Origin of the sequence: Listeria grayi, assembly GCF_900638015.1 — a bacterium.
Taxonomy (GTDB): Bacteria; Bacillota; Bacilli; order Lactobacillales; family Listeriaceae; genus Listeria; species Listeria grayi.
The window spans coordinates 2150066-2164441 of record NZ_LR134483.1 but is presented as its reverse complement, the minus strand read 5'-3'; the positions used below and the strand labels follow the sequence as shown (position 1 = coordinate 2164441).

Genomic DNA, 14376 nt, shown 5'->3' with positions numbered 1-14376 from the left:
AATGAAAAGAGGGATCGATGATGGAAGAAATGAATCGTACAGTCAGACAAGCAACTGCAAATCAAGCAGCACCAAAAGAAGTCGTCATGCAACGAACATTGAATTGGTTTGTGATATCGCTATTGATCGCATCGATCGGAGCAGGCATTGGCAATCAGCTTAGTCCGGAACTCTATTTTCCTTTGTTGTTGACGGAGATCATCTTATTGGTGGCGGCTTTTATTGTCAGAGCGAATAAAAGTGTTCCCAAAGTTTTAGGCTATCCGATCTTGATTGCATTTGCTTTCGTCAGCGGCTTGACGATCGGGCCTGTGCTTACTCACTATTTTGCGATCGGAGCGGGAAATGCTGTGCTAATGGCATTTGCCACCACGACGGTAAGTTTTATCGCCTTTGCAGTTATTGGCGCAAAAGTAAAGAAAGACTTGCAGGCAATGGGTAAAATTCTACTGATCGCATTGATCGTCTTAGTTGTTGTAACCCTTTTTGGGATGTTTATCCCACTTACTTCGGGAACGTCCACTATTATTTCCGGAGCAGGAGCATTATTATTCAGCCTGTATATCGTGTATGACTTCAATCAAATGATGAAGCGGACGATCACCTTAGATGATGTTCCGATCTTAGCGTTAAATCTTTACTTGGATTTCGTTAACTTATTTTTATATTTACTACGTCTGTTTGCTGGACGTGATTAAAAACTTGCTGCTTCGGGCGGCGAGTTTTTTTGTGTTTTGATTAGACAAATTTTAGCGGGAGGCGTATAATAAAATAAAGGTCAAAATAGGTCAAAGAAGAGGTGAAGACATTGAATCCAAATCAATATACAGAACAAGTACAACAACTTATCGCCGATGCACAAGCGCTGGCAGTGGAATGGCAGCACCAAGAGATCGACAGCTATCATTTGTTTCATGAATTACTCGCTAATAGTGAATTTGCAGCTCGCGTGTACGAAGTCGCAGAAATCGACAAACAATTGTTGATGGAAACAGTGGATAACGGTTTAGCTGGTTTGCCAGTCATTACGGGAAGCAATGTTCAATACGGACAAGCTATGAGCCAAAGCCTTTATCAGCTTTTGACAGACGCTGGAAAAGTGGAAAAAGAACTGGAAGACAGCTATCTGTCGACCGAGCATTTGTTACTCGCTATCATGGAGCAGAAAAATCATCCGATAACGGAAGCGATCCAAAAACAAAAATGCAGCAAAAAACAATTAAAAGAAGCAATTATGCAAATAAGAGGAGGGAAACGCGTGACCAGTCCAAACGCAGAAGAAACATACGAAGCATTATTAAAATATGGACGCGATCTAATCGCAGAAGTCCGCAGCGGAAAGTTAGATCCAGTCATTGGCCGTGATGCCGAGATCCGCAATGTGATTCGGATATTATCTCGTAAAACAAAAAACAATCCGGTCCTCATCGGAGAACCAGGCGTTGGTAAAACGGCGATCATCGAGGGATTAGCGCAACGGATCGTACGAAAAGACGTGCCGGAAGGATTAAAAGATAAAACCATCATTTCGTTAGACCTTGGTTCGCTGATCGCTGGGGCAAAATATCGCGGTGAGTTTGAAGAACGGTTAAAAGCGGTTTTGCAAGAGGTAAAACAAAGCGAAGGCCAAGTATTGCTGTTCATCGATGAGATCCACATGATCGTCGGCGCAGGAAAAACAGAGGGTGCAATGGACGCCGGCAACATGTTGAAACCAATGCTTGCAAGAGGTGAGCTACATTGTATCGGCGCGACGACATTAGATGAATATCGGCAGTACATCGAAAAAGACGCAGCATTAGAAAGACGGTTCCAAAAAGTTACGGTCAATGAACCGACTTTAGAAGATACAGTCTCGATCCTGCGTGGTTTGAAAGAACGCTTCGAGATCCATCACGGTGTTAATATCCACGATAACGCCTTAGTAGCTGCGGCTCGCTTATCCGACCGTTATATTACGGATCGCTTTTTACCAGATAAAGCAATCGATCTGATCGATGAGGCCTGCGCAACGATCCGAGTAGAGATCGACTCGATGCCAAATGAACTCGACGAAGTAACGCGGCGTGTCATGCAGCTTGAAATCGAAGAAGCAGCTTTAAAAGAAGAAAGCGATCCTGCAAGTAGGAGAAGATTAGAACAACTGCAAAAAGAACTGGCTGATTACAAAGAAGCGGCTAACCAAATGCAGTCCAAATGGGAAATCGAAAAAAATGAAATCAGCCAGATCCGCGAAAAACGGGAACAAATCGATATTTTGCGTCATCAATTAGAAGAAGCTGAAAATAACTATGATTTGACAAAAGCAGCCGAACTAAGGCATGGCAAGATTCCAGAAGCAGAAAAAGAACTAGCTGCTTTGGAAGCTGAAAACCGCGAAAAGAGCAAAACTGGCGATCGGCTCTTACAAGAAGAAGTGACTGAAAATGAAATTGCAGACATTATTGGCCGCTGGACGGGAATACCGGTTTCTAAATTGGTAGAAGGCGAACGCGAAAAACTGCTGAAACTTGGCGATCTGCTACATCAGCAAGTCATCGGCCAGGATCAAGCTGTTGAATTAGTCAGTAACGCCGTGCTTCGTGCCCGCGCCGGCATCAAAGATCCGAAACGTCCGATCGGTTCTTTCATTTTCCTCGGACCGACCGGCGTAGGGAAAACCGAACTTGCCAAAGCACTTGCTTTCAATATGTTTGATTCTGAAGAACATATGATCCGGATCGATATGTCCGAATATATGGAAAAACATTCTGTTTCCCGCTTAGTCGGAGCACCTCCAGGCTATGTCGGTTATGAAGAAGGCGGTCAGCTCACGGAAGCTGTTCGACGCAATCCATATTCAATCGTTTTGCTGGACGAGATCGAAAAAGCGCATCCAGACGTTTTCAATATACTGTTGCAAGTCCTCGATGACGGTAGGATCACCGATTCGCAAGGCAGAATGGTCGACTTTAAAAATACCGTGATCATCATGACTTCCAATATCGGCTCGACATTACTACTGGAAAGAACGAAAGACGGCGAAATTTCTCCAGAACTGGAAAAAGATATCCAGCAAGTATTGCAGGGTTCCTTCAAACCAGAATTTTTAAACCGTATCGATGATATTATCCTGTTCAAGCCACTTACGATCGAAAATATGAAAGGCATCGTCGATAAACTGATCCACGAATTAGAAAGACGACTTGCAGAACAAGAGATCCATTTAGAAATGAGCGAAGAAGCAAAGACATTTATTGCTTCAGAAGCCTATGATCCTGTTTATGGAGCAAGACCGCTGAAACGCTACATCGTAAGACAGATCGAAACGCCGCTAGCACGAGATATCGTTGCCGGCAAGATCTTGCCACATTCGACTGTTACAATTGAACGGACAGAAGAAGGATTTCAATTTCATACCGAAAACAAATAAGTTTTGAAAAACACAATATCGGGAACAATATAGGTAGCAAACAAACCAGAAAGGATGAAGTGAGCAATGAAATTAGTATTGATCAGACACGGACAAAGCGAATGGAATAAATTGAATCTATTCACTGGCTGGCATGACGTCGATTTATCAGAAGAAGGCGTAGAAGAAGCTAAAACAGCAGGTAAATTAATCAAAGAGGCAGGATTGGAATTCGATGTAGCATTTACATCCGTTTTGACTCGTGCCATCAAGACCTTGAATTATGTATTGGAAGAAACAGATCAATCATGGCTGCCAGTGTATAAATCATGGCGCTTAAACGAACGTCATTATGGGGCTTTACAAGGCTTGAACAAACAAGAAACAGCAGATAAATACGGTGCCGATCAAGTACAATTATGGCGTCGTAGCTATGACACGCTGCCACCGTTGTTGGAAGAAAGCGACGACCGTCATGCAAAACATGATCGCCGCTACCAGCTATTAGACACCCATGCGATTCCAGCTGGTGAAAATCTTAAAGTAACCCTAGAACGTGTTGTACCTTACTGGATGGATACCATTGCTCCTCAAATCAAAGAAGGCAAACGTGTAGTGATCGCTGCTCACGGGAACAGCCTTCGCGCATTAGTGAAATTCTTGGAAGATATCGACGACGATGCGATCATGGATGTTGAGATCCCAACAGGCGTTCCGCTTGTGTATGAACTAGATGAAAACTTGAAACCTACGGATAAATATTATTTAGGCGATAAATAAAAAGCGTATAAACGTACTTCTTCTCTTAACAAGAGGAAACAACAAAAATAGAATCACTTGAAAGCCAAGTTTAACAGTAGGCTTTCAAGTGATTTTTTTGTTTGAAATATAATAAGCGTGTAATAGGGAAACCTCGCTTCACTTATGCTGAAAGACTTGAAGAATCAATAGTAAAGCGCGTGGAATCGATCCGAAAATAGAGAAGAAAGTAACGCCGTTTATGCAGTCGCCGTTTCCGACGCAAAGGACAAAGCGATGATTACCTGGTTTATAGAAAAAATGGAGTAGTCGTCAAGGAAGCGGGATTTGACCATAAACCAAAACAAAAAATCGCTTGAAAGCCTATTTCTCAATAGCTTTCAAGCGATTCTCTCTTACTTAAAATCGTAAGTTTCATTATCTTTCGGCATCACGAGGGTTAGAACGATTACCAGCACAGAAACCGCAACGGTAATAATCAAGCCTCTTGAAAAGCTGAATGGTACGCTAAGCATTGAAGAAAGAACGAATTCTGCCATCAATGAAAGTAAAAATACCCAAAAGATTGTTACTATATAACGCATGCAACCACCTCGTTTCTCTCCATTACATTTTACCACAAATTTGGTATTGCGCAATCTTTTCCCAAAAATCTTATCGCAGAATATAATCCATTGACAAATACGTGTTTTCTGCTAAAATTAGTACCAGGTCATAAAAACTACTGATTCTTTTTTGATTTGGAAAGTAGAAGAATCATTTTGGAGGATATCGAATGAACGCAGGTATTTTGGGCTTAGGAAAATACATCCCTGAACGTATTTTAACAAACTTTGATTTAGAAAAAATGGTAGATACAAATGACGAGTGGATCAGAACTCGCACTGGTATAGAAGAAAGACGCATTGCGCGTGATGATGAATATACACATGATATGGCTTATGAAGCTGGTAAAAAAGCAATTGAAAATGCAGGTTTGACTCCAGACGATATCGACTTGATCATTGTGGCTACAGTAACACAAGAAGCCACTTTTCCATCAGTCGCAAATATTATCCAAGATCGCTTAGGTGCTTCTAAGGCAGCCGGCATGGATATGGAAGCGGCGTGCTCCGGTTTTACTTTCGGAATGGTGACAGCTGCGCAATTTATCCAAACGGGTGCTTACAAAAATGTATTGATCGTTGGTGCAGATAAATTGTCGAAGATCACAAACTGGGAAGATCGTTCCACTGCCGTATTATTCGGTGATGGTGCTGGTGCAGTCGTCATGGGACCAGTTTCGGACGGACGCGGTTTATTGTCGTTCGATTTAGGTTCAGACGGTTCCGGTGGTAAGTATTTAAACCTTGACGAAAACAAACATTTGGCAATGAACGGAAGAGAAGTATTCCGCTTCGCTGTTCGCCAAATGGGAGAAGCAGCAGTACGCGTGATGGAAAAAGCAAAATTATCGCAAGACGAGATCGACTTACTGATCCCGCATCAAGCAAACATCCGCATCATGGAAGCAAGCCGTGAACGATTAGGTTTGCCAGAAGAGAAATTAATGAAAACTGTTCATAAATACGGCAACACTTCTTCTTCTTCCATCGCACTAGCACTAGTAGACGCAGTTGAAGAAGGCAGAGTAAAAGATGACGATGCGCTTCTTTTAGTCGGATTCGGTGCTGGCCTGACTTGGGGCGCATTAGTCCTTCGCTACGGTAAATAAGACTAAGTAAACTCGAAGTATGTCTTAACGTTTAAATAATCAGTTAAGACATGCTTCTTTAATTATGTTATAATAGCCTAGACTTTATTTTATTATCTTTTATTGCACTACTATTTTTTAAGTCTATTTGAGAAATAACTCCTATCAAAAGGTAGAAGTTGTTTTTCTGTGATTTCATTCATTATAAGGAGATGAGCAAATGGAAAAGAGAAGAGTTGTCGTTACTGGTATCGGTGCCGTAACACCACTAGGCAATGACGCAGAAACGTCTTGGAAAAATGCCCTGGCTGGTAAAAATGGAGTGTCCGATCTTACACGTTTGAACCCAGAAGATTTTTCTGTGAAAATCGCTGCGGAATTAAAAGATTTTGATGTAGAAAAATTCATCGAAAAGAAAGAAGCACGTAAAATGGACCGCTTCACGCATTATGCAGTTGCAAGTGCAGACATGGCGATCCAAGACGCGAAATTAGAGATCAATGATGATAATGCAGCCCGTGTAGGTGTATGGATCGGTTCTGGTATTGGCGGAATGGAAACCTTTGAAACGCAATACGATACATTTATCAATCGCGGCGCACGACGTGTTAGTCCTTTCTTTGTACCAATGATGATTCCAGATATGGCTTCTGGACAAGTTTCGATTCGTTTTGGCGCAAAAGGGATCAATTCAACAACGGTAACTGCCTGTGCAACAGGAACGAATTCGATCGGAGATGCTTTCAAAGTTATCCAGCGCGGTGATGCAGATGCAATGATCACGGGTGGAGCAGAGGCACCAATCACCAAAATGTCGTTAGCCGGCTTTACAGCAAATAAAGCATTATCACTTAATCCTGATCCAGAAACAGCTTGTCGCCCGTTCGATAAAAACCGTGACGGCTTTATCATTGGTGAAGGTGCGGGTATCGTTATTCTGGAAGAATACGAACATGCAAAAGCACGCGGCGCGAAAATCTATGCAGAAATCGTTGGTTACGGAGCAACAGGCGATGCTTATCACATCACTGCACCTGCACCAAACGGTGAGGGAGCTGCAAGAGCCATGAAAGCAGCATTAGAAGATGCAGAAGTGGCGATTGGCGATGTAGATTACATCAATGCGCACGGAACAAGCACACCTTACAATGATGAATACGAAACACAAGCCATCAAATCTGTTTTCCAAGAACAAGCAAGTTCTTTGGCAATCAGTTCCACAAAATCCATGACCGGACATACATTAGGGGCTTCCGGCGGTATCGAAGCGATTTTTGCTGTTCTGACGATCCGAGATCAAAAAATCGCACCAACGATCCACTTACAAGAAGCGGATCCAGCTTGCGACTTGGACTATGTGCCGAATGAAGCTCGTGAAAGAGAAGTAAAAGTTGCTTTATCCAATTCTTTTGGTTTTGGCGGACACAACGCAACGCTTGTATTCAAAGCAATCGAAGACTGAGTATAACAATGATCCAGAAAGAATTTTTCTTTCTGGATATTTTTTTTGAGCAAAAGAGTTGCTATTTTATTTAAATGGTGTAAAATCTAATTGTGCACAACTTTAAAAGGAGGAAATGAACATGTCTACTAGCAATCGACTACTAGAGGATCAATTATGTTTTGCTCTTTATTCTGCGTCTAGGGCGTTCACGAAGCTGTACCGCGAGCCGCTGAAAAAATTCCAGCTTACCTACCCGCAATATATTGCGCTATTGGGACTTTGGGAAGAAGACGGTCTATCCGTATCGACACTTGGGGATAAACTAAACTTGGATAGCGGGACATTAACGCCAATGTTAAAACGCATGGAGAGTCAGGGACTATTAGATCGTCTTCGGAGCTCAGAAGATGAACGTCACGTGACGATCCATTTAACAGACAAAGCAAAAAAGATTCGCCCAGAAGTACTTCGAGAGGTAGAAGGCTGTTTAGATCGTCTGGATTTCCTTGGCGATGATTATAATCATTTGCTAAAGGGTATAAAGGATATAACGAATCAATTGGAGGGAATTAGTAATGAAAAAACTTTATGAAACAACTGTCATCAATACCGGAGGAAGAAGCGGAGAAGTACATTCTCCAGATAACATTTTCCAATATGACGTCGTAGCACCGAAAGAATTAGGCGGAGAAGGCGGCAGTGGTACTAACCCAGAACAATTATTTGCAGCAGGATATGGCGCATGTTTCAACAGTGCGTTAGAACTTGTTTTAAGTAAAGAAAAAATCAACGCGAAAAGTCAAATCGAAGCAACAGTCTCTTTATACGAAGATCCAGAAGATAAAGGCTTCAAACTAGGCGTTGTCTTAGAAGGACACATTGAAGGTGTAGATAAAGATAAAGCAGAAGAATTGATCAAAAAAGCACACGAAGTATGCCCATACTCTAAAGCAACACGCGGTAACATCGATGTTGAATTGAAAATCAACTAAGCGATAATAAAACAAAGAAAAAGCTCTCCGTTTTAAGGAGAGCTTTTTTTAACGTCGTTTGCGGCCAAGACCCATGGCGTTTTCCATTTTTTTCAGCGTTTTGTTAGCGACTCTGGAAGCTTTTTCAGCGCCTTCATCAAGAATCTTATCCAATTCTTCTGATTCCAAGTACGCATAGTATTTTTCTTGGATCGGTTCCAGCTCACCGACAACGACTTCAGCCAGATCAGCTTTAAATTGTCCATAACCCACGCCTTGATAACGTTCTGCAATTGCCTCAGGGGATTCGCCCGAGATCGAAGAATAAATCGTCAGCAGGTTCGTAATACCTGGTTTATGCTCTTTATCGACTTCGATGATCCCAGAAGAATCAGTAACGGCACTTTTGATTTTTTTGCGGATGACATCTGGTGCATCTAACATATAAATGGCAGATTTCACATTTGTATCCGATTTACTCATTTTTTTAGTCGGCGCTTGCAAAGACATGACTCTAGCGCCTGTAGAAGCCACGTAGATTTCCGGTAATACGAAGATATCATTGTGTTTCTTATTAAAACGTTCTGCGATATTACGTGTCAATTCTAAATGCTGCTTTTGATCATCACCGACAGGGACTAAATCTGTTTGATAAAGTAAAATATCTGCAGCCATCAGCGGCGGATAAGTAAGTAGTCCAGCACTCACACCTGCTTTGCCGTCTGATTTGTCTTTGAATTGCGTCATGCGCTCTAGTTCGCCAATATAGACGTTACACTGCATCATCCACGCTGCTTGCGCGTGAGCAGGTACTTCGGATTGTATGAACAAAGTCGATTTCTCCGGATCAAGTCCAACAGCCAAGTATAACGCCGCTAGACTAAGTGTTTGTTTACGCAGCTTCAGCCGGTCTTGTGGGACTGTGATCGCATGTTCATCGACTATACAATAGAAACAGTTGAATTCTTCTTGAAACTGGCCAAATTGTTTTAATGCACCAATGTAGTTCCCTAGGGTCAGATCCCCAGTAGGCTGTATGCCTGAAAATACGGTTTTCTTCATTGTTGTTTCCTCCTTTAATATTACATGCTGCGTGAGGTAGTTGCGCCGAGATAAATAAAAAAACGCCCATCCCTATAAAAATAGGGACGAACGTATAATCCGCGGTGCCACCCTAAGTGCCAAACGGCCACTTAGCAGATAGTTCCGTAAAACTATCTTAGGGATAACGGCCCTGTACCGCCATTTGCTACTACTAGTTCACAAACAGTCCTTAGAAGTCCATTCGATCTGATCGGTTATTTGCTCACAGCGACCGCAAACTCTCTTGAAAACCAACATCAGACGTACTACTCTTCGTCAACGCATCCATATATATCTTCAATTCTATTTTACCAACAGCTGATTGCACTGTCAACTTACAGAAGCGCCGTAATAAAGCTGCTAAGCGTCACGATCGCAGCACTGATCATCAAATTAGCAAATCGTAGCGAGACAAGCTCTGAAAGCATCATGGAAGCATAGCGATCGTCTTCATCCTCACCACGCACTTTTCGGAGCATCCCACGGAAACTGTGGTGTACCCGGTCGAAAAAGCCAGTCTGCATGATATAGACGAGAAGTGTAATAAGAAATAAAGCGAACCCTACCAGAAAAGCAATATTGCTATACGCCCTGAATGAAAGTGCAGTTTCTTTCCATATGATCAATAGAAAAATAATTATTTCCTGTATTCCTGTATATAATAAGATCCGTTTTACCACAAAAGTCACCTCAATCAAATTTTAGCACAGCTTCGCCGAAAAAATAAGTAAAATAAATTTATTTAAAAAAGTGAGGTAACATCAACGATTACAGAGTTTTCTAAAAAAATATCGTATTTTTTTTGTAAAATGATATAGACAACACTGGAAAAAAAGTATATAAATATAAATAACCTTTATTTTTAAGGTAGTTGCCATTTTATTCTAATGAAATGAATTTGATTTCTGAAATTTAGCGACAATGTGTTTCTCTTTTTCAGAAAATTTAATTAGAATAGTGTGAAAACAGATAAAGCGCATGGAAGCCATTTCTGTGCGATCAAAGTTTTCTTAATATTTCAGTTTTTTGGAAATATTATAATAAATTGTATCTTTTCACACTTTTTTAATTTACTTGTAAATTTAATTTACAAAAATTTAATTCTTAGAGTATAATAGTAAACGAATTAATTTTTCGGAAAAATACAAAAGGGAGGTTCACTAAGTGAAAAAATCTAAATTATTTCTAACACTTGGATTTACACTTTTACTAAGCTTAGTCTTAGTAGCATGCGGAGGCGGCAAAGATTCCAGCTCCGGTTCGAAAGGCTCAGGTAACGCATCTGGAGAACAAGTTTTAAACTTGGCAGAATCAGCACTTATTCCATCTGCTGACAGCACAAAATCAGATGACCAAGTTGGTCTGAACGTACTTAACCAAACAAACGAAGGTTTGTATGCATTAGATAAAGATGGTGTTCCTGCCATTGCTGGTGCTGCAGAAGAACCTAAAGTAAGCTCTGACAAAAAAGTCCTTACTTTTAAACTTCGCGACGAAAAATGGTCTAACGGAGATCCAGTAACTGCAAAAGATTATGTATTTTCTTGGCAACGTGCTGTTGATCCTAAAACAGCTGCAACATATTCTTACCTATTCTCAGCTATCAAAAATGGCGATGAGATCGTAGCAGGTAAGAAAAAACCTGCTGAATTGGGTATTAAAGCAGTAGATGATAAGACTCTAGAAATCACACTTGCAAAACCATCTTCTTACATCAACTCTTTACTAGCTTTCCCAACATTCTTCCCACTTAACGAAAAATTCGTTAAAGAAAAAGGCGACAAATACGCTTCAAGCAGCGATAACTTGTTAGCAAACGGTCCTTTCGTATTGAAAGACTGGACTGGTACAAATAAAAAATGGACTTACGTGAAAAACGATAAGTACTGGGATAAAGACAAAGTTAAATTGAAACAAATCAATGTACAAGTTGTTCAAGATGCTAATACTGGCGTTAACTTGTATAAAACAGGCAAAATCGATCGTACAGTTTTAAGCGCAGACTATGCAGCTCAAAACAAAAACGATAAAGATTACACAACTGTTCAAGATTCATCTACTTTCTACATCAAATTCAACCAAAAACGTGATGGCAAATCAACACCGCTTGCTAACAAAAACATCCGTAAAGCAATCGCGCTTTCACTTAATAAACAATCTTATGCTGACACAGTACTACAAAATGGTAGTATCCCAGCAAACAACTTAGTACCTACTAAATTTGCTTTTGATCCAAAAACAAAAGAAGACTTCACGAAACAATCTGGTAAACACTTAGAATACAACGCGAAAGAAGCTAAAAAAGCTTGGGATGCTGGTTTGAAAGAACTAGGAACTAAAAACCTTTCGCTTGAATTCACAAGTGATGATACTGAGAATGCGAAAAAATCTTCTGAGTTTATCCAAGACCAATTGGAAAGCAACTTGAAAGGTCTTACTGTTAAACTAAGAAACGTTCCATTCAAAGTTCGTTTGCAAGATGACCAAAAACAAAATTATGATATCTCTATGAGTGGTTGGGGACCTGACTATCAAGATCCATCTACTTTCTTAGATCTATTTGTAAGTGGCGGTTCGCAAAACAGAATGGATTATTCCGATTCTAAATACGACAAGTTGATCAAAGATGCTGACAACAAATATGCTGGCGATGCAAGCAAACGTTGGGACTTAATGGTTAAAGCTGAAAAAGTTCTATTAACTGACGACGTAGCGATTGCACCTTTATATCAACGTGCTAATGCTTACCTACAAAAAGATTACATCAAAAACTTACAAAAGAATCCATTCGGACCTGATTACACATACAAAGAAACTTATATTTCTAAATAAAACTGCTTATAAGAATTTTGTTTGATGGAGGAGAGAGAGTATATTCCGATATGCTCTCTCCTTTTGATGATATTTAATATGTGGTACAATGTTTTTTGTATATAAAAATTGGAATCGACTGTTAGCTATCTGAACATCGAAAATAAAACTGGTCCTGCTTTTATGATAGACTTGCGTAGTAGCCTGCGAGCATAAAATAAGATTAGTTCTTTTATAAAATAACTACTACCGGGAGGTGTATAGATAGATGTTAAAATATACGTTAAAGCGAATTCTTTACATGCTGATCACTCTCTTCATTATTACTTCGGTCACATTCTTCTTAATGAAATTTTTACCTGGAACACCGTATCGTAATCAAGAAAAACTTTCTGATCAACAAATCCACATCATGAATGAAAAATACGGACTGAATGATTCAGTACCTGTTCAATATCTTCACTATATGGGGGGATTATTGAAAGGCGATCTAGGTATTTCTTTCCAACTTGATAACAGACCAGTATCGGAAGTCTTAGGTGCTTTGATCGGACCATCTGTCTTATTAGCTTTAGAAGCTATTGTTTTTGGATTACTTTTTGGGATCATTCTCGGGGTTATTGCCGCGATGTACCAAAATAAATGGCCTGATTATACGAGTACTTTCATTGCGATAATTGGTAAATCTGTTCCTTCCTTCGTATTTGCTACTGTCTTACAGTATTGGATCGGCGCTAAATTACAATGGCTGCCCGTTGCTGGGTGGGGGTCATTCTCTTATACGGTCTTACCAGCATTCGCACTTGCGATGTTCCCGCTTGCAACAGCGGCTCGTTTCATGCGTACCGAATTGATCGATGTATTTTCTTCGGATTATATCCTGCTTGCGAAAGCGAAAGGGAATAGCCGTTCTGAGATCGCGATCAAACATGCGATCCGTAATGCATTGATTCCACTAATTACGGTAATTGGACCACTAGCAGTAAGCTTGATGACAGGTTCACTTGTTATCGAAAATATCTATGGTATCCCAGGAATCGGTAGCCAATTCGTTTCTTCTATCCAAACGAATGACTATCCTGTTATCATGGGGACAACAATTTTATTCGCAGCAATGCTGATTTTGATTATTTTAGTAGTAGATATATTGTATGGTCTAATTGATCCTAGAATCCGTATTTCGGGAGGGAAAAAATAAATGGTAGAACACAATATACCAAAAGAAAAATTTCAACCAGCCCACGTTGACCATGCAGTTGCTGAAAAAATTTCACGACCGAGTCTTAATTTCCTACAGGATTCTTGGATTCGTATTCGTAAAAATAAGGCTGCCATCGTTTCCTTGATCATTTTAGTGATCATCGTTATTATGGCGATCATCGGTCCGATGATTCGTCCTTATCCAGTTAATAAAGTAAATGCACCACATGCAAGTTTGCCACCAAAGGTACAAGGTTTTGATAACCTACCATTCTTAAATGGTCATCAAGACATTGGTGGGGAAGACGTGAATGTATATAAAACAAAACATATCGAAAAAAATACGTATTATTGGTTAGGATCCGATACACTTGGACGTGACCAGTTTGCACGTATTTGGGCAGGAACGCGTATTTCCTTGCTTATCGGTGTCGTGGCCGCACTCTGTGATTTGATTATTGGGGTCGCATACGGCTTGATTTCCGGATATGTCGGCGGAAGAGTAGATGATTTCATGCAACGTGTGCTAGAGATTATTTCTGCGATTCCAAACTTAGTTGTCGTTATCTTGATGCTCTTAGTTTTAGATCCAGGTATCACTTCCATCATCATTGCGATTGCAATGACAAGTTGGGTCACCATGGCTCGGGTCGTTCGAGGACAAGTTTTGAAACTGAAAGACCAAGAATTCGTATTAGCATCGAAAACATTGGGTGAATCGACACCTAAAATTTTAACAAAACATTTATTACCAAATACGATCGGTGTTATCATCATTAACGTCATGTTCAGTATTCCAAGTGCTATCTTTTTCGAAGCATTTCTAGGGATCATCGGTTTAGGATTATCTGCACCGCAAGCATCGTTAGGTACATTGATCAATGATGGATATAAATCGCTTCAAGTATTACCATATCTAATTCTGTATCCGTCAATCGTTCTATGTCTGATCATGATTACATTTAACTTGATTGCAGATGGTCTTCGTGACGCATTTGATCCGAAAATGAGAGATTAAGGGAGG

At 40.4% G+C, this 14376-nt stretch carries 13 protein-coding genes and 1 other annotated feature; of the genes, 10 read left to right on the top strand and 3 right to left on the bottom strand.

Annotated features, from left to right (window positions below; genetic code table 11):
- The first annotated feature begins 20 nt into the window (after positions 1-20).
- The 3 genes from EL241_RS10605 to gpmA all read left to right on the top strand — a co-directional run bounded on the left by EL241_RS10605 (position 21) and on the right by gpmA (position 4171).
- Positions 21-698 carry a Bax inhibitor-1/YccA family protein gene (locus EL241_RS10605; protein WP_036104852.1) on the top strand — a complete coding sequence of 226 codons (678 nt, stop codon included), beginning with the start codon at positions 21-23 and terminating at the stop codon, positions 696-698.
- Between the two features lie 110 nt (positions 699-808).
- Positions 809-3412 carry an ATP-dependent chaperone ClpB gene (gene clpB, locus EL241_RS10600; RefSeq protein ID WP_036104855.1) on the top strand — a complete coding sequence of 868 codons (2604 nt, stop codon included), beginning with the start codon at positions 809-811 and terminating at the stop codon, positions 3410-3412.
- 66 nt (positions 3413-3478) lie between these two features.
- Positions 3479-4171, top strand: coding sequence for a 2,3-diphosphoglycerate-dependent phosphoglycerate mutase (gene gpmA, locus EL241_RS10595; RefSeq protein WP_003754457.1), 693 nt, complete (start codon positions 3479-3481; stop codon positions 4169-4171).
- Between the two features lie 374 nt (positions 4172-4545).
- On the opposite strand, the gene EL241_RS10590 is transcribed toward gpmA, so the two are convergent.
- Entirely contained in the window at positions 4546-4734 is a 189-nt protein-coding gene (locus EL241_RS10590; protein WP_003754460.1) for a YjzD family protein, read from the bottom strand.
- Positions 4735-4925: 191 nt separating this feature from the next.
- Between EL241_RS10590 and EL241_RS10585 the strand changes: the two genes are divergently transcribed.
- The 4 genes from EL241_RS10585 to EL241_RS10570 all read left to right on the top strand — a co-directional run bounded on the left by EL241_RS10585 (position 4926) and on the right by EL241_RS10570 (position 8279).
- On the top strand, positions 4926-5864 hold the full coding sequence (locus tag EL241_RS10585; RefSeq protein WP_003754462.1) for a beta-ketoacyl-ACP synthase III: 939 nt from the start codon (positions 4926-4928) through the stop codon (positions 5862-5864).
- Positions 5865-6063: 199 nt separating this feature from the next.
- Positions 6064-7305 carry a beta-ketoacyl-ACP synthase II gene (gene fabF / locus EL241_RS10580; protein WP_003754464.1) on the top strand — a complete coding sequence of 414 codons (1242 nt, stop codon included), beginning with the start codon at positions 6064-6066 and terminating at the stop codon, positions 7303-7305.
- A gap of 121 nt (positions 7306-7426) precedes the next feature.
- Positions 7427-7879 (top strand): MarR family winged helix-turn-helix transcriptional regulator, encoded by a 453-nt coding sequence (locus EL241_RS10575; RefSeq protein ID WP_036104858.1) that lies wholly within the window; start codon positions 7427-7429, stop codon positions 7877-7879.
- On the top strand, positions 7863-8279 hold the full coding sequence (locus tag EL241_RS10570) for an organic hydroperoxide resistance protein (RefSeq protein ID WP_003754469.1): 417 nt from the start codon (positions 7863-7865) through the stop codon (positions 8277-8279). The genes EL241_RS10575 and EL241_RS10570 overlap by 17 nt, the downstream gene beginning before the upstream one ends.
- Positions 8280-8327: 48 nt before the next feature.
- Here the strand turns inward: EL241_RS10570 and trpS are convergent, their stop codons facing one another.
- Together trpS and EL241_RS10560 are read right to left on the bottom strand one after the other, a co-directional pair.
- Complete coding sequence (gene trpS / locus EL241_RS10565) at positions 8328-9320, bottom strand: tryptophan--tRNA ligase (protein WP_036104861.1); 993 nt, start codon at positions 9318-9320, stop codon at positions 8328-8330.
- Between the two features lie 79 nt (positions 9321-9399).
- Positions 9400-9630, bottom strand: a binding site (T-box leader).
- Between the two features lie 46 nt (positions 9631-9676).
- Positions 9677-10021 carry a DUF3899 domain-containing protein gene (locus tag EL241_RS10560; protein WP_036104864.1) on the bottom strand — a complete coding sequence of 115 codons (345 nt, stop codon included), beginning with the start codon at positions 10019-10021 and terminating at the stop codon, positions 9677-9679.
- 484 nt (positions 10022-10505) lie between these two features.
- On the opposite strand from EL241_RS10560, the gene EL241_RS10555 reads away from it, so the two are divergent.
- The 3 genes from EL241_RS10555 to opp3C all read left to right on the top strand — a co-directional run bounded on the left by EL241_RS10555 (position 10506) and on the right by opp3C (position 14370).
- A complete protein-coding gene (locus EL241_RS10555) occupies positions 10506-12173 on the top strand; it encodes a peptide ABC transporter substrate-binding protein (protein ID WP_036104868.1) in 1668 nt (555 codons plus the stop codon).
- Positions 12174-12420: 247 nt separating this feature from the next.
- Complete coding sequence (gene opp3b, locus EL241_RS10550; RefSeq protein ID WP_003754479.1) at positions 12421-13350, top strand: oligopeptide ABC transporter permease; 930 nt, start codon at positions 12421-12423, stop codon at positions 13348-13350.
- Positions 13351-14370 (top strand): oligopeptide ABC transporter permease, encoded by a 1020-nt coding sequence (opp3C, locus tag EL241_RS10545; RefSeq protein ID WP_036104871.1) that lies wholly within the window; start codon positions 13351-13353, stop codon positions 14368-14370. It begins immediately after the preceding gene.
- Positions 14371-14376 lie beyond the last annotated feature (6 nt).